The organism is Cupriavidus sp. HMR-1 (assembly GCF_000319775.1).
Taxonomy (GTDB): domain Bacteria; phylum Pseudomonadota; class Gammaproteobacteria; order Burkholderiales; family Burkholderiaceae; genus Cupriavidus; species Cupriavidus metallidurans.
This window is the reverse complement of record NZ_ANKP01000019.1, coordinates 1-19,235: the sequence shown is the minus strand read 5'-3', so window position 1 is coordinate 19,235 and position 19,235 is coordinate 1. Positions and strand designations below refer to the sequence as shown.

Here is a 19,235-nt window from a genome sequence, read left to right as displayed (position 1 = left end):
CGCGACACCCTGACTCCGCCTATCCAGACTGGGAGAAACGGAATGACCGCACGTCAACCGACCGCTGTCACATCGACAGCGGAGGCACCCTCACCGGCCGCGACCGCGCTCGCCGGGTTTCTTCCACCAGTTCCGCCTACCGCCATTGCGCATGCCGCATGGGAGTACGGCATCGATGCCTGGCAACGCTCGATCCTGTTCCTCGACATCCTTCGGCAGCGCGGCAATGAAACCGCGGAGCACGAGCGCGGTGGCATGCCGCCAGTGCTGGTGTTCGACTACGAGGTACTGATCGACGGCCGCGATTTGCCGACGCCGGTCAACTACGCGCTGGTTCGCATCGTGCCACCTGAAGGACAACCGACGGACCCGGCCAAGCGGCCGTTCGTGGTGATGGACCCCCGCGCGGGGCATGGTCCTGGCATCGGCGGGTTCAAGTCCGACAGCGAAATTGGCAATGCGCTGCGTGGTGGGCATCCGTGTTACTTCATCACGTTCTTTCGCGATCCTTGCCCAGGGCAGACGATCGAGGATGTCGCGCGTACAGAAGGCCTGTTTCTGCAGGCGGTCGCCGAGCGTCACCCCGATGCACCCGGGAAGCCATTCGTCGTCGGCAACTGTCAGGCAGGCTGGGCCCTGCTGATGCTGGCGGCTGCCGCGCCGGAAGTCACCGGCCCGATCCTGCTGGCTGGCGCGCCCGTGGCGTACTGGTCTGGGGTGCGTGGCAAGAATCCGATGCGGTACTCGGGTGGCCTGCTTGGTGGCACCTGGCTGGCATCGCTGGCGGCGGATCTGGGCAATGGCCGCTTCGACGGCGCCTGGCTCGTACAGAACTTCGAGAAGCTCGATCCCGCGAACACGTTCTGGTCGAAGCTCTACAACGTTTATGCCAAGGCCGACACCGAGGGTCCGCGTTTCCTGGAGTTCGAGCGCTGGTGGGGCGGCCACTTCCTGATGAACCGGGAAGAGATCGACTGGATCGTGCAGAACCTGTTCGTCGGCAACCACCTCACAGCGGGCGAAGTGCGCAGCAACGACGGCAAGACGGTCATCGACCTGCGGAACGTGCGCTCGCCGGTGATCGTATTCGCCTCCTGGGGTGACAACATCACGCCGCCGCAGCAGGCGCTGAACTGGATTCCCGATCTCTACGCGAACGTTGACGAGATCGTCGCCAACGACCAGACCATCGTCTATTGCCTGCATCCTTCGATCGGCCACCTCGGCATCTTCGTGTCGGGTAGCGTGGCCAACAAGGAACACTCGGAACTCTTCTGCGCGCTGGACCTGATCGACGTGCTGCCGCCGGGCCTGTACGAAGCGAAGATCGAGGACATCGCGCCGGGCACGTCGCACAAGGATCTGATCGAAGGCCGCTACATGGTGCGCTTCGAACGACGCACGATCGACGACATCCTGTCGCTCGACGACGGCCGGGACGACGAACTGCCGTTCCAGGTGGTGCGCCGCGTGGCCGAGGTCAACCAGCATCTCTACGATACGTTTGCCTCGCCGTTCCTGCGCGCGATGTCGAACGAGTCGATGGCGGAGGTGATTCGGGCGGTGCATCCGACGCGGCTTGAACGATCGCTGGAAGGCGACACCAATCCGTGGATGCAATGGGTGAGCGCGATGGCGCCGGCCGTGCGCGAAGCGCGCCAGCCCGTATCTCCCGACAATCCGTTCCTGGCCATGCAGACCGCGATCTCCGATCAGATCGTGCGCTCGCTCGACCTGTACCGCGATATGCGCGATGCCTGGCAGGAACAGGCGTTCTGGTCGATCTACGCCACGCCGTGGCTGCCGGCCCTATTCGGCATGAAGGTGGATACCGAGCGCGCCGAGTCGCCCGCCGTTACCGCGCTGCGTACGGAGGTGGCGGAACTCCGCCGTCGCGAGGCGCTGTCCCGGATCGACGAGGGCACGCTGGTCGATGGGTTCCTGCGCATCCTGGCCTACGTGACCGGGGGCAAGTCCGCCATCGAGGAACGTCCATTCAACCTGCTACGCAAGCTGGCGGTGGAAAACCCGCCCGACGAGCGTTTCACACTGGCCGAATTCAAGGACGCGGTACGGCGTCAGAGCTATGTCGTCAGTCTTGACCCCGACGGCGCGCTGCGCACGCTGCCGCAACTCGTGCCGGACATGAAGGAGCGTCGCCGGGTGATGGTGCTGGCACATCGCGTGCTGACCGTTGGTGGCCCGCTCGAGGGTGAGTGGATGGAGCGTTACCGCAAGGTCGCCGACGTGATGGGTACCGATCACGGCAAGGCCACGCGCGAGGCGGGCGCCGACGCCCAGACCTGACTCCCGATAACCATTTCGCCCCGCCACCGCGTGCCGGAGGCGGGGCGGTCGTCGCGCATCGCTCATCACGTAGCTTCGCCGGAGAATCCGATGGTGCAAGTACCGAATCCACCCCTTGCAGGGGCGCGCGTGCTCGTCGTGGGCGTGGCGAACGAGGACTCGATTGCCTGGGGCTGCGCCCGGGCGTTCCGGGAAATGGGCGCCGAGATCGCGCTGACCTATCTCAACGACAAGGCACTGCCGTACGTGGAACCACTGGCGCGCCAGGTGGAGGCGCCGATCCTGATGCCGCTCGATGTCGAGGACGATGCGCAGATGGACGCGCTGTTCGCGCGCATCGCGGCGGAGTGGGGGCAACTGGATTCCCTGATCCATTCCGTGGCTTTCGCGCCGAAGGCCGACCTGCAGGGCGGACTGCTCAATTCATCGGCCACCGGGTTCGCGCGGGCGATGGATGTCTCCTGCCATTCCTTCATACGCATGGCGCGCCGCGCGGTGCCGCTGATGCCGCACGGCGGCACGATGTTCGCGATGAGCTATGACGGCGCCAACCGCGTGGTGCCGAACTATGACCTGATGGGGCCGGTAAAGGCTGCGCTGGAGGCCAGTTGCCGCTATCTGGCCTATGAACTCGGTCCGCGCTGCATCCGCGTGCACGCGATCTCGCCCGGGCCGCTGAAGACGCGCGCGGCGTCGGGGCTCAAGGACTTCGACGCTCTGCTGGCCGAGGCGGCGGGGCGCGCGCCGTTGGGCGAACTGGTCGACATCATGGATGTGGGCTTCGCCACCGCCTACCTGGCTACGCCGTACGCGCGACGGCTGTCTGGCAACACCGTGTACGTCGATGGCGGCGTGCACGTGATGGCCTGACAGGATGGGGCAACGTCGTGTGCGATCAGCGCATGAGGCACACGACGTGACGCGGAGCGCGGCCTACAATACACACAATGCCAACGCACCGAGGGAGAGGCCGCCATGCAGGTACTGATCCGCGGGCTGCATCGAGATGTGACGGCGGATATGCTGCGCGAAAAGCTCAAGATCTACGCCCGCGTCATCTCGATCGACATCATGCGCGAGGGTGACGCCGATCATCCATGGGCATGGGTGGATCTGGACGTCGACGCCTTCACGGCCTGGCGGCTGCTGCGGCAGCTCGACAAACAGTACTTCGCCGGCAGCATCATGCGCTGGTATATCCCGGCGCACCAGAACTAGTGGATGCCGCGTGAATGCCGCGCCGATACCGCACTGACACCAGTGCGGTATCGGCGCGGTGTCGGCTGGCGGTACCATACGCTATCTTTCACTTCCCACACCGTTAGCACATGCTCGAACTCCAGGGAGCGATCTGGTTTCGCGCCGGCACGCATGATTGGGGCGGCAAGGACCGCATCGCGCTGCTGGCTGCCATTGGCGAACATGGTTCGATCACGGCCGCGGCGCGCGCCGTCGGCATCAGCTACAAGGCCGCCTGGGATGCCATCGACGCCATGAACAACAGCGCCGGCGAGCCGCTCGTCTCGCGCGCGGCTGGCGGCAAGGGCGGGGGCGGTACCCGACTGACCGAACGCGCCGAGCGCCTGATTCGTACCTACCATGCGATGGAGGCCGAGCACGCCCGCTTCGTCGCCTACCTTGACAAGGTCGGGAGCGCATTGAGCGACGCGGATGCCGACGACCTTCACCTGATGAGGAAATTCATGGTCCAGACCAGTGCGCGCAACAAGCTGTTCGGCCGCGTGGAAGCAATTCGCGGCGGGGCCGTCAACGATGAAGTCACGCTGGCGCTGCCGGGTGGCCAGCACGTCGTTTCCACCATCACGCACGAGAGCGTGGAGACCCTGGGCCTGGCGGCCGGCGCCGAGGCGTTCGCGCTCGTCAAGGCATCGTCGGTGATGATCGGTCTGCCCGACCCCAACGTGCGGCTGTCGGCGCGTAACCAGTTGCCGGGCGTGGTCTCGCGCGTGCAGCCGGGCGCAGTCAATGCCGAGGTGGTGCTCGATCTCGATGGCGGCGGCACGGTCGCGGCCATCATCACCAATGCAGCGGTGACCGAACTCGATCTGAAGGTGGGCACGCGTGCGGTGGCCATTTTCAAGGCTTCGAGCGTGATCCTCGGGACAGTGGGCTAAAGCAGCATGGCACGCAATATCGAAATCAAGGCACGCATCGCCAGCGTCGAGGCGTTGATACCGCGCGCCGCCGCCGTCGCGGATCATGGCCCGGAACTGATCGAGCAGGACGACACGTTCTTCCCGTGCCCGAACGGCAGGCTCAAGCTGCGCGCGTTCAGTGCCGATCAAGGGCAACTGATCTTCTATTCCCGACCTGACCAGACGGGGCCGAAGGAGAGCTTCTACATCCTGTCCCCGACGGCCTCGCCCGACACGTTACGTGCCGCATTGGTCTCGGCCCACGGCGAGCGTGGACGCGTGCGCAAGGTGCGGACACTGTTCCTCGTCGGTCGCACGCGCGTGCATCTCGATCGCGTGGAAGGCTTGGGCGACTTTCTGGAACTGGAAGTGGTGCTGCGCGAAGGCGAGCCAGCGGAAGCTGGCGTGGCCGAGGCGCATGGACTGATGGCGCGGCTGGGCGTGAACCATGACGCTCTGATCGAAGGCGCCTATGTCGATCTGCTGACTGCGGATCAGGCCACGTGCGCGGGCAGGGGCGCGTAGACCGGCGGATGCCGCTTGCCGGTGCCGCTGCCGAAGATGCGGCCCTCGCGAATCTCGAGCACGTGGTCGCCCAGGATCTCGACGTCTTGCGGATCGTGCGAGATCACCACCATTGGCACATCGAGGTTCGCCTGCAGCGACAGCAGTTCTTCGCGCATACGCGTCCGTAGCGCCGGGTCCAGCGCCGAGAACGGTTCGTCGAGCAAAACAATATCCGGCTTGGGCGCCAGCGCGCGGGCCAGCGCCACGCGCTGCTTCTGACCGCCCGAGATCTCGGACGGATACTGATTCACGATCTCGCGCAAGCCGAAGGCATCGACCCAGTGCGCGGCCTCTGGCGGCAACTCGCGCCGCCGGGGATTACGCCAGCCGTGGTTCAGGCCGAACGCGATGTTCTGCGCCACGGTCAGATGCGGAAATAGCGCGTAGTCCTGGAACAGGTACGCCACGCGGCGCTCCTGGGGGGGCAGGTCGATGCCGGATTCGCTGTCGAACAGCGTGCGTCCGTTGAGTACGATGCGCCCGCTGTCCGGCGCCAGCAACCCGGCGATGGCCCGCAGTGTCAGGGTCTTGCCAGAGCCGGAGGGTCCGAACATCGCAATACGGTGACTGTCCGACTCAAATCCGATGTCGAGCGCGAACTGGCGATCTCGCGACACCAGGCGCTTGCGGATGGTGATCTGCATGCTCATGGCGGGCCTCACTTGCCCACGGCTTCGCGCCGGAAAGCGCGTCGCTCGTAGACCTCGCCAACGCCACGCGCGGCGGGCGGCACCAGTCGGCCAGCCACCACCAACAGCACGATGCATGTGACCGACGTCACCAGCACCAGCAGGTTGGCGGTGTTGTCGTCGCCAGCCTGCACGGCTTCATAAATGGCCACAGAGAGCGTCTGGGTGCGGCCCGGCAGGTTGCCGGCCACCATCAGCGTGGCGCCGAATTCGCCCAGTGCCCGCGCAAACGCCAGCACCACGCCGGCGGAGATGCCGCGCAGCGCCATCGGCAGCGTGACGCGAAAGAAGATGCCGGTCTCCGATACACCCAGCACGCGGGCGGCATTCTCGAGCTGGTGATCGACGCCTTCGAACGCAGCGCGCGCGGATTTCAGCACGAGCGGGAATGCGACCACGGTCGACGCCAGCACCGCGCCCTGCCATGTGAATACGAGTTCGATCCCGATCCGGTCCAGCCAAGCGCCAAACACGCCGCGCCGGCCCACCAGCACAAGCAGGTAGTAGCCGAGCACGGTGGGCGGGAGAACCAGCGGCAGGGTCAGGATGGCATCCACCACATCACGCGCGGACGAGCGCCAGCGCGATATCGCATAGGCGGCCGCAACGCCAAGAATGGCGTTCAGCAGCGTGGCCCAGCCCGCTACCTTGAGCGACAGCAGCAGCGGTACCCAGACGGCATCCATGACAGCAATCAGACCTTGTTACGGTTTCTGGAATCCAAATTTGGCCAGCACGGCCTGGCCTTCGGCCGACAGCACGTACTGGACGAAGCTGGTGGCCTGCTGGCCCTGCTTCGTCTGCGTGGTGACGGCGATGGGGTAGGTGACCGGCGTGCGATTCGGCACGCGCACCGCCACCTTGACCTTCTCCGGCATGATCGCGGCATCGGTGGCGAACACGAAGCCGGCGTCGACTTCGCCGCGTGCCACGTAGTCCAGGCTCTGGCGAACGTTCTGGGCCGGCACGCCCTTGGCCGCCACGGCATCCCAAAGACCCTCGGCTTCGAGCGCGCCCTTGGTATAGCGGCCCACCGGCACCGACGACGGATTACCGTACGCCACGCGCTTGACGTCGGCGCGGGTCAGGTCCTTGAGCGACCCGATGCCGAGCTTGCTGTCCTGCGGCACGATCAGCACTACCTGGTTGGCGGCAAAGTCCTTGCGGCTGGCCGGTTGCACGACCTTCTCGGCCTCGGCCTTGTCCATGGCGGTCTGGTCGGCGGAGGCGAACACATCGGCCGGCGCGCCCTTGACGATCTGCTGCATCAGCACGTCCGAAGCGCCGAAATTCAGCACCACCTTGGTATCCGGGTGGGCGTGCTCGTACTGCTCGGCCAGCGTCTTGAACGCGTTGGTCAGGCTGGCGGCGGCGGAGACCACGAGATCGGCGGCAAAGGCCGACGGTGCGGCGACGGTCAGGGCCAGGGCGGCGCCGACGCAGGCGGTGCGGCGCAGGAAGGGCAGGGTGCGGAAGGTCATGGCGTGAAGGGGTGCGGTGTGCGCGATTGTTACCTTGCGCAATATAAGCGGGTATATAGCGCACCGTCAATTGCCCGGATGGATAAGGGTCTTCAGCCATTTGGAATAGTCCGGCGCGCGATTTGTGCATTCCCTGATGACGCTGACATCCGTGGTGCCTGTCACACGAATGACGCGATTTCGCCACTTTCCTGCCATCGCGGCTGCCGACAATTCCGTGGCTGCACCAAAACCAAAATCAAAACAAATCCAATCAGGGAACCCGAAACATGCAACTCCATCGCATCCAGGCCGCGACGCTCGCGGCCTTGCTGGTGGGGGTGACCGCGCTGGCCGCCTGCGGCTCAGACGACACCTCGTCCTCCACCTCCGGCAACAACGGCGGCAATAGCGGAAACAGTGGCAACGGCGGCAACAACGGTGGCAACACCCCGGCGGCGATCGTCGCAGGTACCAAGTCCACGCTGGCGCTGCTCGAGACCACCGACCTCCACACCAACGTCCTGAGCTATGACTACTTCAAGCTGGCCGAAGACAAGTCGCTGGGCTTCGAGCGCGTCTCGACGCTGATCAAGTCCGCGCGGCAGGAGTTTCCGAACAGCCTGTTGCTCGACAACGGCGACACGATCCAGGGCACCGCGCTCTCGGACTATCAGGCACTGGTGAAGCCGGTCTCGTGCACCGAGACCCTGGCGATGTACAAGGTGATGAACGCCGCTCGCTTTGACGGCGGTGGCATCGGCAATCACGAATTCAATTACGGGCTGCAGTACCTGAGCCAGGTCACCGGCAGCAAGTTCAACGTTGACGGTCTGCCCGATCCGACCGCCCAGACCACATGCGCGGGTCCGAAGTTTCCGCAGGTGCTGGCCAACGTCTACAGCGTCAAGACGCGCGCGCCGTTGTTCCAGCCGTACGCGATTCTGAGCAAGACGCTGACGGCTACCGGCCCGGACGGCAAGACGGTAACCGCGCCGATCAAGGTTGGCATCATCGGTTTCGCGCCGCCGGCCATCCTGAGCTGGGACAAGCGCTGGCTCGACGGCAAGGTCTACACCGAAGGTCTGGTAGAAACGGCCCAGAAGTACATTCCCGAGATGCGCGCCAAGGGCGCCGACCTCGTCGTCGTGATCTCGCATGGTGGCCTCGATAACTCGACCTACTCGCCGACGATGGAGAACGGCAGCTATCACCTGTCGAAGGTGGCTGGCGTGGACGCGATGCTGATCGGCCACTCGCACCAGATCTTCCCGGATGCCAACAGCACGGTCGGCCAGTTCAACCTGCCGGGCGTGGACAAGGTCAAGGGCACGGTCAACGGCGTGCCGACCGTGATGGCCAACTACTGGGGCAAGCATCTGGGTGTGATCAACCTGTCGCTGAACCACGACGGCAAGAGCTGGAGCGTCGATCGCACCAAGACCACCGTGGAGGCGCGCTCGACCCAGAACGCCGACAAGACCTATGTGACGGCCGACGCCAGCGTGGCGCCGATGATCGACACCGAGCACCAGGCAACTATCCAGTACGTGAAGACGCCGATCGGCAGCACCAACTACCGCATGTCGAGCTACTTCGCCGACGTGGGTGATCCGGGCGCGATTCAGATCGTCAACATGGCGCAGGCTGCGTACGTGAAGGACTACGTGACCGCGAACCTGCCGGCGCTGGCCTCGCTGCCCGTGCTGTCGGTTTCGGCCCCGTTCAAGAGCGGCTTTGGCGGCGGCAGCGACTACACCGACGTGGCGTCCGGCAACCTGGCCATCAACAATGCGGCCGATCTCTACCTGTACCCGAACACGGTGTATGCGGTGAAGGTCAACGGCGACGAGGTGAAGGCGTGGTTGGAAACCGCCGCCAAGCGCTTCAACCAGATCGACCCGGCCAAGACGACGGACCAGCAGTTGATCAGCACCTTCCCGGGCTACAACTTCGACATGTTCACCGATCCTGACATGCAATATGAGATCGACGTGACTCAGCCGGTTGGCAGCCGTATCAAGAACCTGACGTACAAGGGCACGCCGGTGACCGCGGCGATGAACTTCATCGTGGCGACCAACAACTATCGTGCCAGCGGGGGCGGCAACTTCCCGGGCCTCGATGGCACCAAGACGATCTATGCCTCGCCCGATGCCAACCGCGACGTGCTGATCAGCTACATCAAGAAGGTAACCAATGTCACACGCGTGGCCAACGGCAGCGCGCGTAGCTGGAAGTTCACCAAGGTGACCACGACGGGCAAGGTGGTGTTCAGCTCGGGTATCGGGATGCTGCAGCAGGCAACCGACGCTGGGTTGACCAATATCTCGCTCGACAAGGCTGATGATGGGTCCGGCAAGAACCTGTCGCAGTACAAGCTCGATCTCAGCTTGTGATTGACTGACCATGCACGCCATGCCAACGACTATGGCCGTACCGCGGCGCTTTCCTCGCATTCACCCGCTGTTTGTGGCGGCCACGCTGGCTGTAACCGTTGCGGCGGCTGGGGTAGCTGGCGCCGCCGTGTGGCGACAGCAATCCGATGTGCGTCAAAGCGAGATCGCGCGATGGCAGTTGATGGCGACCTCGGCGAATGATGCCGCCGCACTGTCACGACTACAGCGCGCGGCCGCGGCGGGCGAGGTTGCGGCATGCGCGGCTCTCGGTGAAACACTACTGTCCCGGACAGACACCGAGAGCCGCGCGCAGGCGGAGCACTGGCTTGGCCTGGCGGCAGCGAGCGGACACACCCGCGCGCAGTTCCTGCTCGGCAAGGCCGCGATGCTTGGTGAGTTGGCGTCCGGTCGTACGGACTTGCCTGTCGCATGGCGCGAACTCGGCGCGGCGGCAAGGGTGGGCGATGTTGGTGCAGCGTATTACCTGGGGCTGCTCTATCGCGGTGGCTACGGCCATACAGCGGATCCGGCTGCCGCTGCGCACTGGTTCAGAGTGGCTGCTGACGGCGGTGTTGCGCAGGCCATGTTCTTGCTGGCCAACGCCTACCGTGAGGGCGATGGCGTGCCGCGTGATGATGCGACTGCGGTGTCCTGGTACGAGGCCGCCGCCGAGCGCGAGCATCCGGCCTCGATTCAGGCGCTGGCGATGGCCTATCGCAGCGGAGAACTTGGCCTCTCGCGAGACGAGGGCAACTACCGCCAGCATCTGGCCGAGGCTGCGCATGCGCTGAAGCATCCGGCGATCAATCCGTAAGCCTGCCGCGATCGTTAGCTCGGGGTGAACGATTGCCCGGCGTGGTGGTGTCCGTCAGCGTGGTAATGACAATGGGCCGGAGAGGTTGCCGCGCGCGATAGTTCGAGTTCGAAACGATTGCAGCGTGCCGATAGTGATCGGACCAAGCAGAGTCGCCGCGATGGTTGGCAACATTTGGTACGACCTGATCGCAGTATCGACATTCACGATTCCGCCTTCGTGTTGGGCTGGCATACCGATCGGATCTGCGTGAACGACGTCGCGTTGCGGACCTTCTCCGGCAGCTGATATTCGATCGCGCAACGTTGTGCGGAGTGTGTGCCCCAGGAAACCTGCAAGCGTCCGGTGTCTTCGATGCCACGCACGAAGATGATGCCGCTTTGGCCAACCACGCCGATTTCGGCATTGTCCTTATCCAGCACTGATGCGCCGAAGGGCAATGGCGCCCCATCGGGCTGGCTGGCCGAGATGATGACGGAGCGTCCGCTGAGCGCGGCGAACTTGATTTTTACCGCTGCGTTCGCGCGTGGCGCTACCTGGGTGCTGGTCGCGTCCAGCGATACATCCAGCGGCATCCCGCGTGGATCTATCTCGATCGTGTTCATGTTGTAGGGCTGGAGGTACGGCACGATGGCGTAGCCGAATGCGTCGATCCTGACGCCCGTCGCATTGGCGACGCGCGCGCCGGTGGCGCCCTTTGCTTCGACGATGCCGATGGTGTCGCCAAGGTAGTTGGCGAGTGTGATGCCTCCTGAGTGGGCGACCAGGGCGCCTTGCAGGCCGCCCGAATATTGCGTGTAACTGCCGCCACCGCTGACAGAAGCGGAAACCGTGGTGTAAGGCGTCCGGTACTGTACGTTGCCGCCGCCGGTGGTCGTGTTCGGCGAACGGTCGACGTTCAAGCCATAGGTGATGGCGTTGTCCTCGAGTGCGGTGCCGCTCAGCCGCATCTGTTGCGAGGATTGGCTGTCGCTGTTATGCGTAGCGCCGAATGAAAGCATTGGGGCGTGGATGCTCTTGCCCAGCGGGACGGTGAGGCTGGCGAAGACCTGGGTGGTGAACCGGCCAGTCATCGCCTCGCGTTGGCGCGAGGCCGCGATGTTGTAGGTCATCGGCAACCCCAGCACACGCAGCGAGTTGCTGTAGCCCACCTGAAACATCAGTGCTGTACCGCCCCGATTCCAGTACTCCGCGGAAGTGCCCGTGAGATAGAAGTTGCCCCAGCGATCGCCGAGGCTCTGATTCAGCGTGAGCTGGATCTGGCTGCGCTGGCGGTCCACGGCGCGGGCATTGCCACCGCTGGCGCGGGCGGTGAATGCGTCGCTCATCGTCCAGAAGCCGCGGGTCGCATAGCGATAGGCGGCGAGTGACATACTCGTGCTTGTTGACGGCACGAACTTGCTGTAGCTGAGGCGGACGCTTTGTCCGCTGGTGTTGTCAACCTGGTCGATCGAGGCGCGGGCATGAGTCGCATCCAGCGCGAATGCCCCAATGGGAAGATTCAAGGCCGCGCCGACCATGCCCGCCTGATAACCCTCCGAGAGGACTAGCCCGGCATAGCCTGTTACGAAGTTGTTGAACCCGTGCTGCACCGTGCCCTGGACCAGTTTCTCGCGGCGGGAAGACGTGCGCGAGCCACCGCGGTACTCCCCAACCGTGGCCGAGTACCGCGTGATACCGGGCCGCAGAAGCTGAGCCACGGATGCATAGGGCACGGTAAAGCTGCTCTGGCTGCCGTCGGCTTCTGTCACCGTGACGAGCAGATTGCCGCCATAACCGGTGGCGTAGAGATCCTTGATCTCGAACGGTCCCGGGGCCACGGTCGTTTCATAGAGCTTGTTGCCATTCTGCGTGACCGTGACACGCGCATTGGAGCGGGCGACGCCTCGGACCAGTGGCGCATAGCCGCGCGCGGAGTCGGGAAGCATCCGGTCATCGCTGGCCAGATTCACGCCGCGCACGGAAAAACTGTCGAAGACGGCCCCATCCGTGTAGGCATCGCCAAGGGTAAGTTGACTACGCAGACGTGATATGTCCCGTTGCACATAGGTCGCGATGTTCTGGTAGTCGTAGGTGCTTTGGCCAATGGACTGCTGCCAGCTCATCGAGGAGCGCTGCCGCACGTGCCAGGCACCGATATTCAATCCGGAATCGACGCCAAGGTAGGTAGAGGTGCCAGGCGAACTACCAGTGGTGTGGAACGTATTGAAATTGTAGGCGACCGTCCCGGACGGGACGCCATCATCCAGGAGTTCTGGGCTGACACTGCCACGCGGCGTGCGGCGCAGCAAAGCCTGCGCCACGCCGATGTCGAGACGCAGGTCATTGAGGTGGAACGACCAGGTGAGATCCTCCGAGATGTCAGATGAACGCGTGCATTCCCCGCTGACGGCATGCGCTATCGCATTGCGGTTGGCGGGCGGCAGCGCCTGCTCGTCGAGATTCAACCGGGTAATGAGCGATCGGTCCATGCATGGGCCGACGACCTCGTCCTGGGACCGGAATCGCACTGTCTCTCGACCAACCCAAGATCCGTTCAGGTATATGTCGACCGGATAGTCGCCAGGTGAGATGGGGTTGCCAAATGCAAACCGGTCGACGTCGACGCTGGTGCCATCGGAACGTTTCAGAAATTGTGAATTGAACTTGATGGCTGCGGCGGTGGCTGTCTTGCCCGGCTCATCAGCAAATACCGCAGTAGGCAGCGCGGCGGCCAGGACCCAATGCACAGCGAGAACGCGCGAGGCGCGTGGCTTCCGCCTCCGCATCGTCATTGTCCCTTCGCTTTCTGCATTGGCTTCGCATTGCGGATGCCAGATACACCGGCGCCATAGTCCGAGATAAACGTGTAACTGACCTGGGCTGGTTCACCGGACACTGGCGACGTGTCATCCATGGCAAATTCGACTGTGCCGCCGGGATTCACCATTGCTCCGGCATCATTGCTGTACACATGCCCGCCAGCGGCTGCCTCGACCTTTGTGTAGGTGATGTGGTACGGCGTTGGATTCGTTGCCCTCAGTACATGATGGCCGTCATCCTTGCGTGCGAAGCGCCAAGTGACCTTGGTGGGCGCGCTGTCCGCGTCGCCGGGTAATCCCGTTGGACGGAAGAACAGCTTGATGCGTGACCGAAAGGCGAACTGAAGCGAGTTCTGCTGATCCTTGCTGCTGGATGCGACGGGTGGCACTTCGAGAACGTTGAGCCAGAACAGCGATTCCTGATCGCGGGGCAGCGCTTGCTGGATCTGAATGATGCGTAGCGTCTGGCCCTTCTTCGCATCCAGTCTGAACAGCGGCGGCGTGAGCGTGAATGGCGACTTCGCGTTCTCCGGCGTCGCATTGGGGTCGCCGTCGTCGATCCATGCCTGCACTAGAGCGGGCGCATCTCCTTCATTTGTGAGTTTGAGGCTGACTTCCCGCTCCGACTCGGAATAGATGACGCGGGTCCCGGTCAAAACCACGGACGCAAGGGTTTCAGGCGTGACCATTGCCAGGAGGACGGCAGCAATGGCTGCGCGACAACTTGAAGTCTTGAACATGATGAACGGCGACGGGAAGGAGGTGCCGGCTCGAAGCCGGCTGGCTGGAGGTGCCGGCATGTGTGCGCATGCCGGCAGGTATAGGCCTGACTTACGGGTACACGATGGAATACGTCGCCGAAGTCTGGAGTGTGCCGAGTGTGGCGGCGCCGGTTGCCACGTACTGGGCGTAGTACTGCAGTGTTGCGGCACCACTTGTAATGGCCACACGTTGCGAGTTCTGCGAGGCGAACGCGGCCCCTACGTTGATGTTGGTCATATCGCTGTTCAGCAGACCGATCTGGACGTTCGATGCACCAGTAATTGCTGGGGTGCTGCCAGAAGCGGGACTGTTGACAACCGTGTTTTTCAGGCGACCGGTGCCGAGATCCACTGCCGCACCGGGTTCGAAGTGAACTGCCACGTTACCGGTGTTTGGGTTGCAGTTTGTGAGCCGAATATTGAAAGGCGTGCGACCCGCGATGTTGCCGGCGGTGTTCAGCGTCGAGGCAGTAACGGTGGGCAGCACAATGGTGAAATCGCCAGCCGGTCTACCGTTGCCAGAGATGGTGCAGGTCTGCCCTGTGACTCGGCCAGTAAAGGTGATCGTGCCATCCACGGCAAACGCGGCCGGACTCATCGTGGCAAGCAGCAGGGATGTGGCAAGGATCTTTGTTCGAATATGTTTCACTTTGACCTCATGTATTGATGTGATTAGTGACTGTCAAGGCGAATCGCGGAGATCCGCATAGCGAGCGATGGCAGCTGTATCCGGGATAAGAAGCCGCACATTCCACGCGGATATCCCCGGAATTTCGCGAGTGAAATCGCTATACGTCGCGTCTTCCTGACAGGGTCAAAGACTATTGATTTTTAGGAATTCTTTTAATCGTATTTATCTTGAATTTACGATTTTCTTGGGAATGTTCCGATTGACTGTGTCGGCGATGGCTGCTGTGCAGACTAAATGCGATGAATGGAAGGTAGGAAACTTCCTTGTGCCTTCAAGATCGGCCGATATGGGAATTACAAGTCAACCGCAATTTCACTAAATCTGTTCCGCGCGCGGAACAAAAATGAAAGACGCACACCTCTGCGCTATTCTTTCGTTCGTTCCATATGGAGGAAGTGCCATGAAGATGGTCTATCTCGCTGGCTTTGATGTGTTCCGCGCGGACGCGCGCGACTGGGGTGAACACCTGAAGGCGCTGTGCCTGCGGTATGGCTACGAAGGCTTGTATCCGCTGGACAAGGCGGCGCCGTCCGGGCTGTCGGGGTCAGCCACGGCACAATGGATCTACGAGGCCAACATCGCGTTGATTCGTCGCGCCGATGTCGTGATGGCGAATCTCGACGACTTCCGCGGGCCGGGGGAGCCTGACAGCGGCACTGCGTTCGAAGTTGGATTTGCCGTGGCGCTGGAGAAGCCCGTCTGGGGCTATGCGGCCGATGCTGGCACGTTGCTGGATCGCGTGCGTGTCAGGACCGATGCCGACGGGAACGCGCGCGATGCGCGCGGCTATGTGGTGGAGGACTTCGGCTTGTCGATGAACCTGATGCTGGCTTGCAGCGTGCGGCTGGTGACGGGGGATGCCGAAGTGTGCCTGGCCGCGATGGCCGAAGCGGACCGCCAACTGGCGGCCCGGAGGGATTGACGCCTTAGCGGCGCAGCGATTGCACGCCGGCGGCGATGTCGGCGGCGGTTGTCGCGACGATCTGGCGATAGGCGTTCACCACGCCATCCACCTGACCGGGCGCGGGCAACTCGGCTTCCGTGCGGCCGCCCAGGACCTTGCCATCGGGCAGGCGGCGTACGGTCCAGGCGATCGAAGCGCTGGCGCGCTGGCCAGGGTCCGCATCCAGCCGCACCACTTCCGTGGTCACGCGATAGACCGGCTCCACTTCGGACAGGCCTTGCTGATAAGTATCCACGGCACCGAGTTTCGCCTGAAGCTGCTGTGACAGCGCATCGCGCAACTCGTCCGGCAACGGCGCGGACCAGCGCGACAGGTCCAGCATCTTCACGCCGCCAGCGTTGCCGTCGGCCACCACGAGCTGGGCGCGGTTCAGGCGCTCCGGCACCCGGACCGGCGAGACCTCGATCCAGATGGGCTGCGTGCCGGGTGTCGGGGACGTGGCGGCTGGAGCGGCTGTGGATGCGAGTGTGTAGTAGCGGGGCTCCGGCGACGCGCAGCCGTTGAGCAGCGCGGCGGCCAGCGCCAGAAGCATCAGCGAGCGTTTCATCATTCCTTCTCCGTCTTCCCACGCAACAGCGCCTCGGGATGGCGCTCGAGATAGTCGGTCAGCGCACGCAGGGACACGGCCGTGCGCGTCAGTTCCTGCATCATGCGGCGCGTATCCTGCTGCAGCGGCGCGTCCGATGCCAGCGTGCCATTGGCGGCGTTCAGCGTGCGTCGGGCATCCTGCAGCGCCGCGAGCACCTGGGGCGCCACATCGCCGTGCAGTTGCGTCACGAGCTTGTCGGCGTTGTCGAGCATCTTGTTCATCGACACCACGCTGGTACGCAGATCCTGGCCGATCTGATCGAACGGCACCTTGTCGATCTTGTTGACGATATCGCCAAGCTTGGCCTGCAACTCATCGAAGGCGCCCGGCGTGGTTGGCAATTCCGGCATTGCTGCATTGAGGTCGAGGTCCTTCGGCGGTGGCGCCTTCGGGAAGAAGTCGAGCGCCACGTAGAGCTGACCGGTCAGCAGGTTGCCGGTGCGAAGTTGCGCGCGCATGCCGCGCTTGACCAGGCCCTGCACGATGCTGCGCTTCTTGGCCTCGTCGGACACATCGCGCTCTCGGAATCCCATGCGCGACGGATAGAACTCCACCACCACGGGCATGCGGAATGCCTTCTTGTCGCGCTGGTATTCGATGCCGATCGAGCGTACCTGGCCCACGATCACACCGCGGAAGTCGACCGGCGCGCCAGGCGACAGGCCGCGCACCGACTGGTCGAAGTTCAGCACCGCCAGCGCCGGCGCCAGCTCTTCAGGCTCTTTCATCGCCTCTGACTGGTCCGATGCCAGCAGGAATTGCGTATTCTCGGCCGCCGGCTGCGTTGCGGTGGAGTTGTCCGGTGCCTGGAAGGCCACGCCGCCCAGCAGCACCGTGACCAGCGATTGCGTGGAGAGCTTCAGGCCGTTCGCATCGAGCTTGAGGTCGACGCCGCTGGCGTGCCAGAAGCGGGTGTCGCCATTGACGAGCTTGTCGTACGGCTTGTTGACGAACACGCGCAGCGAGATGTCACGCCCGTTCGGGTCGAGCTGGTACGCCACCACCTGGCCTACCTGCACGCGGCGATAGTAGACCGGCGAGCCGATATCGAGCGAGCCCAAGTCCTGGGCGCGCAGCACGAACTGGCGACCGGACGCGTCGGCGGTGACCACGGGTGGCACTTCGAGACCGATGAAGTTGCGCGTGCTTTCCCGTGACTTGCCGGCATCCACGCCGATGTAGGCGCCCGAGAGCAGCGTTTCCAGGCCGGATACGCCACTGATCGCAAAGCGCGGGCGCACCACCCAGAAACGCGTGTCCTTGACGGCGAAGCTCTCGGCGTCCTTTGTCAGCTCGATCGATGCGATCACGTGCGAGCGATCGGACGCGAGCCGCACCGACTTGACCAGACCGATGTCGACGTCCTTGTAGCGCACGGCGGTCTTGCCCGGTGTCAGCCCATCGGCGGAGCGGAAGGTGACGTTGATCTCCGGCCCGCGTGAGGCGAGCGTGTTGATCAGCAGCGAGACGCCGACCACGGCGGCGACAATCGGGATCAGCCACACCAGCGATGGCAGCCAGCGGGCGCGACGCTTGCGCGCGGGCTGGGGCACGCCACCGGAGGTCGGCGGCGGGGAGGGACTATCGTGATCGGGCATTGTCGGATTCCGGCAATTCGATGGAAGAGGGGTTCGGGGTCTCGAGCGAGTCCCAAAGCAGGCGCGGGTCGAAGCTTAGCGATGCCAGCATGGTCATCACGACCACCGAGGCAAATGCCAGCGCGCCAGCGCCGGGGATGATCGTGGCCAGCGCGCCCGCGCGCACCAGCGAGGCCAGCAGCGCCACCACGAAGATATCAAGCATCGACCAGCGGCCGATGACTTCGACCAGCCCGTACAGCTTGGTCTGCTGGCGGATGCGCCATGTCGATTTCATGTGCACCGAGATCAGCAGCAGCGTCAGGATCATCATCTTCAGCAGCGGCACGACGATACTCGCGATCAGCACCACGCCAGCCAGCATGTGCGATCCGGATAGCCACAGATAGAGCACACCGGACAGGATGGTGTCGCGCTGCACGCCCAGGATCGACTCGGTGACCATCACCGGTAGCAGGTTGGCCGGGATGTAGAGGATGTACGCGGCCAGCAGGAAGGCCCAGGTGCGCGCCAGGCTGGCAGGCTTGCGGCGGTGCAGCGTGGCGCCGCAGCGTGGGCACGGTTCGCCTTCGAGCGTGATGGGGCTCACCAGGTCGCATGCATGGCACGACAGCAACCCGCGCGAGGACGCGGTGGGTACCTCCGCCAGCGGGGTGCGTTCGTCGTCGTCGGTCAGCTCCGCCATCACATCGGCGGCCACGCGCCGTGACCGCGCGATCTGGTCGCGTGCCATGGCCGTGCGCGATGGGCGCGATGGGCGTGATGGCTGGCTCATGGCGTGGGCTCCTGCGCGCCGGGCGGGGTGTCATCCCCATCCGGCGTTTCCAGGTAATGCCACAGGTCGCGGGGATCGAACGACAGCATCGCGGCCAGCACCACCACCAGCGCGCCGAACGACCACAGCGCCACGCCGGGCAGCACTTCCGCCATGGTCGACAGCTTCACCAGCGTGACCAGCACGCCGATCATGAAGACCTCGATCATGCCCCAGGGCCGGGTCTGGCGGATGCCACGCACGATGGCGTCGAACCCGCGCGGCATCTTCCGCTGCGCCATCGGCACCAGCAGGTAGCACATCATCAGCATCTCGGAGAGAGGGAACAGGATCGTCGTGGCGAACACCAGCATGGCCACCAGCGTCATCTGGTCCGAGTAGAGCGCCTGCACCGCGCCCCAGAGCGTGGTCTCGGTGCGTACGCCCTTCAGGTCCATTTCGACGATCGGATACGTGTTCGAGATCACGAACAGGATCAGGGCGGTGAACACGAGCGGCAGCAGGCGGCGATAGGCGCGGGTGCTTTCGCGATAGAGCTCGCTGCCGCAACGCAGGCAGTTGGCGCGTTCGCCGGGCGCGAGCGACGCACGCTCATAGAGCGCGTCGCAGTACTCGCAGGCCACAAGGTGGCGCAGGTCCGGCGCCGGCGCGGACGCCGACGCCG

General features: G+C 64.0%; 18 protein-coding genes. 8 read left to right on the top strand and 10 right to left on the bottom strand.

From position 1 onward, the window contains the following. The first annotated feature begins 42 nt into the window (after positions 1–42). The 5 genes from D769_RS00345 (at position 43) to D769_RS00325 (ending at position 4,988) form a co-directional block, all read left to right on the top strand. A complete protein-coding gene (locus D769_RS00345) occupies positions 43–2,307 on the top strand; it encodes a DUF3141 domain-containing protein (protein ID WP_008640921.1) in 2,265 nt (754 codons plus the stop codon). A 90-nt stretch (positions 2,308–2,397) separates the two neighbouring features. After that, complete coding sequence (gene fabI, locus D769_RS00340) at positions 2,398–3,177, top strand: enoyl-ACP reductase FabI (RefSeq protein ID WP_008640903.1); 780 nt, start codon at positions 2,398–2,400, stop codon at positions 3,175–3,177. A gap of 105 nt (positions 3,178–3,282) precedes the next feature. Next, positions 3,283–3,525 carry an RNA-binding protein gene (locus D769_RS00335; RefSeq protein WP_008640901.1) on the top strand — a complete coding sequence of 81 codons (243 nt, stop codon included), beginning with the start codon at positions 3,283–3,285 and terminating at the stop codon, positions 3,523–3,525. A 110-nt stretch (positions 3,526–3,635) separates the two neighbouring features. Beyond that, the gene (locus tag D769_RS00330; RefSeq protein WP_008640899.1) at positions 3,636–4,442 is read left to right on the top strand and encodes a TOBE domain-containing protein; all 807 of its coding nucleotides are present in this window, start codon (positions 3,636–3,638) and stop codon (positions 4,440–4,442) included. A gap of 6 nt (positions 4,443–4,448) precedes the next feature. Then, complete coding sequence (locus tag D769_RS00325) at positions 4,449–4,988, top strand: class IV adenylate cyclase (RefSeq protein ID WP_008640897.1); 540 nt, start codon at positions 4,449–4,451, stop codon at positions 4,986–4,988. On the opposite strand, the gene D769_RS00320 is transcribed toward D769_RS00325, so the two are convergent. From D769_RS00320 to modA, 3 genes are read right to left on the bottom strand one after another with little or no spacing between them, the layout of a single operon-like run. Next, a complete protein-coding gene (locus D769_RS00320) occupies positions 4,958–5,680 on the bottom strand; it encodes an ATP-binding cassette domain-containing protein (protein ID WP_008640896.1) in 723 nt (240 codons plus the stop codon). The two genes, D769_RS00325 and D769_RS00320, sit on opposite strands and share 31 nt — an antisense overlap. Positions 5,681–5,688: 8 nt before the next feature. Next, positions 5,689–6,405 (bottom strand): molybdate ABC transporter permease subunit, encoded by a 717-nt coding sequence (modB, locus tag D769_RS00315; RefSeq protein ID WP_008640894.1) that lies wholly within the window; start codon positions 6,403–6,405, stop codon positions 5,689–5,691. An 18-nt stretch (positions 6,406–6,423) separates the two neighbouring features. After that, complete coding sequence (gene modA / locus D769_RS00310; protein ID WP_008640893.1) at positions 6,424–7,200, bottom strand: molybdate ABC transporter substrate-binding protein; 777 nt, start codon at positions 7,198–7,200, stop codon at positions 6,424–6,426. Between the two features lie 269 nt (positions 7,201–7,469). Between modA and D769_RS00305 the strand changes: the two genes are divergently transcribed. Together D769_RS00305 and D769_RS00300 are read left to right on the top strand one after the other, a co-directional pair. Continuing rightward, a complete protein-coding gene (locus D769_RS00305) occupies positions 7,470–9,578 on the top strand; it encodes a bifunctional 2',3'-cyclic-nucleotide 2'-phosphodiesterase/3'-nucleotidase (RefSeq protein ID WP_008640891.1) in 2,109 nt (702 codons plus the stop codon). 19 nt (positions 9,579–9,597) lie between these two features. After that, positions 9,598–10,392: a sel1 repeat family protein gene (locus D769_RS00300; protein WP_234819054.1), complete on the top strand. Its 795-nt coding sequence runs from the start codon at positions 9,598–9,600 to the stop codon at positions 10,390–10,392. Between the two features lie 203 nt (positions 10,393–10,595). Here the strand turns inward: D769_RS00300 and D769_RS00295 are convergent, their stop codons facing one another. The 3 genes from D769_RS00295 to D769_RS00285 form a co-directional block, all read right to left on the bottom strand. After that, positions 10,596–13,160 carry a fimbria/pilus outer membrane usher protein gene (locus D769_RS00295; protein ID WP_040010806.1) on the bottom strand — a complete coding sequence of 855 codons (2,565 nt, stop codon included), beginning with the start codon at positions 13,158–13,160 and terminating at the stop codon, positions 10,596–10,598. Positions 13,161–13,162: 2 nt separating this feature from the next. Then, complete coding sequence (locus D769_RS00290; protein ID WP_040010802.1) at positions 13,163–13,933, bottom strand: fimbria/pilus periplasmic chaperone; 771 nt, start codon at positions 13,931–13,933, stop codon at positions 13,163–13,165. Between the two features lie 91 nt (positions 13,934–14,024). Continuing rightward, entirely contained in the window at positions 14,025–14,603 is a 579-nt protein-coding gene (locus D769_RS00285) for a fimbrial protein (protein WP_008640883.1), read from the bottom strand. A 442-nt stretch (positions 14,604–15,045) separates the two neighbouring features. Between D769_RS00285 and D769_RS00280 the strand changes: the two genes are divergently transcribed. Continuing rightward, a complete protein-coding gene (locus D769_RS00280) occupies positions 15,046–15,567 on the top strand; it encodes a nucleoside 2-deoxyribosyltransferase (protein ID WP_008640882.1) in 522 nt (173 codons plus the stop codon). 4 nt (positions 15,568–15,571) lie between these two features. Here D769_RS00280 and D769_RS00275 read toward each other — a convergent pair whose 3' ends face one another. Genes D769_RS00275 through D769_RS00260 form a run of 4 tightly spaced genes read right to left on the bottom strand, consistent with a single transcriptional unit; the run spans position 15,572 to position 19,206 of the window. Continuing rightward, positions 15,572–16,159 carry a PqiC family protein gene (locus D769_RS00275; protein ID WP_040010801.1) on the bottom strand — a complete coding sequence of 196 codons (588 nt, stop codon included), beginning with the start codon at positions 16,157–16,159 and terminating at the stop codon, positions 15,572–15,574. After that, the gene (locus D769_RS00270) at positions 16,156–17,796 is read right to left on the bottom strand and encodes an MlaD family protein (RefSeq protein ID WP_008640880.1); all 1,641 of its coding nucleotides are present in this window, start codon (positions 17,794–17,796) and stop codon (positions 16,156–16,158) included. The genes D769_RS00275 and D769_RS00270 overlap by 4 nt, the downstream gene beginning before the upstream one ends. Next, positions 17,780–18,571 carry a paraquat-inducible protein A gene (locus D769_RS00265; protein WP_008640879.1) on the bottom strand — a complete coding sequence of 264 codons (792 nt, stop codon included), beginning with the start codon at positions 18,569–18,571 and terminating at the stop codon, positions 17,780–17,782. Before D769_RS00265 ends, D769_RS00270 begins: the two co-directional genes overlap by 17 nt. Then, positions 18,568–19,206, bottom strand: coding sequence for a paraquat-inducible protein A (locus tag D769_RS00260; protein WP_081596754.1), 639 nt, complete (start codon positions 19,204–19,206; stop codon positions 18,568–18,570). Before D769_RS00260 ends, D769_RS00265 begins: the two co-directional genes overlap by 4 nt. Positions 19,207–19,235: the final 29 nt, after the last annotated feature.

Excerpts from the sequence above, each read along its gene's own strand:
- D769_RS00345 (WP_008640921.1), top strand. The coding sequence starts at position 43 with ATGACCGCACGTCAACCGACCGCTGTCACATCGACAGCGGAGGCACCC.
- fabI (WP_008640903.1), top strand. The coding sequence starts at position 2,398 with ATGGTGCAAGTACCGAATCCACCCCTTGCAGGGGCGCGCGTGCTCGTC.
- D769_RS00335 (WP_008640901.1), top strand. The coding sequence starts at position 3,283 with ATGCAGGTACTGATCCGCGGGCTGCATCGAGATGTGACGGCGGATATG.
- D769_RS00330 (WP_008640899.1), top strand. The coding sequence starts at position 3,636 with ATGCTCGAACTCCAGGGAGCGATCTGGTTTCGCGCCGGCACGCATGAT.
- D769_RS00325 (WP_008640897.1), top strand. The coding sequence starts at position 4,449 with ATGGCACGCAATATCGAAATCAAGGCACGCATCGCCAGCGTCGAGGCG.
- D769_RS00320 (WP_008640896.1), bottom strand. The coding sequence starts at position 5,680 with ATGAGCATGCAGATCACCATCCGCAAGCGCCTGGTGTCGCGAGATCGC.
- modB (WP_008640894.1), bottom strand. The coding sequence starts at position 6,405 with ATGGATGCCGTCTGGGTACCGCTGCTGCTGTCGCTCAAGGTAGCGGGC.
- modA (WP_008640893.1), bottom strand. The coding sequence starts at position 7,200 with ATGACCTTCCGCACCCTGCCCTTCCTGCGCCGCACCGCCTGCGTCGGC.
- D769_RS00305 (WP_008640891.1), top strand. The coding sequence starts at position 7,470 with ATGCAACTCCATCGCATCCAGGCCGCGACGCTCGCGGCCTTGCTGGTG.
- D769_RS00300 (WP_234819054.1), top strand. The coding sequence starts at position 9,598 with ATGCCAACGACTATGGCCGTACCGCGGCGCTTTCCTCGCATTCACCCG.
- D769_RS00295 (WP_040010806.1), bottom strand. The coding sequence starts at position 13,160 with ATGCGGAGGCGGAAGCCACGCGCCTCGCGCGTTCTCGCTGTGCATTGG.
- D769_RS00290 (WP_040010802.1), bottom strand. The coding sequence starts at position 13,933 with ATGTTCAAGACTTCAAGTTGTCGCGCAGCCATTGCTGCCGTCCTCCTG.
- D769_RS00280 (WP_008640882.1), top strand. The coding sequence starts at position 15,046 with ATGAAGATGGTCTATCTCGCTGGCTTTGATGTGTTCCGCGCGGACGCG.
- D769_RS00275 (WP_040010801.1), bottom strand. The coding sequence starts at position 16,159 with ATGATGAAACGCTCGCTGATGCTTCTGGCGCTGGCCGCCGCGCTGCTC.
- D769_RS00270 (WP_008640880.1), bottom strand. The coding sequence starts at position 17,796 with ATGCCCGATCACGATAGTCCCTCCCCGCCGCCGACCTCCGGTGGCGTG.
- D769_RS00265 (WP_008640879.1), bottom strand. The coding sequence starts at position 18,571 with ATGAGCCAGCCATCACGCCCATCGCGCCCATCGCGCACGGCCATGGCA.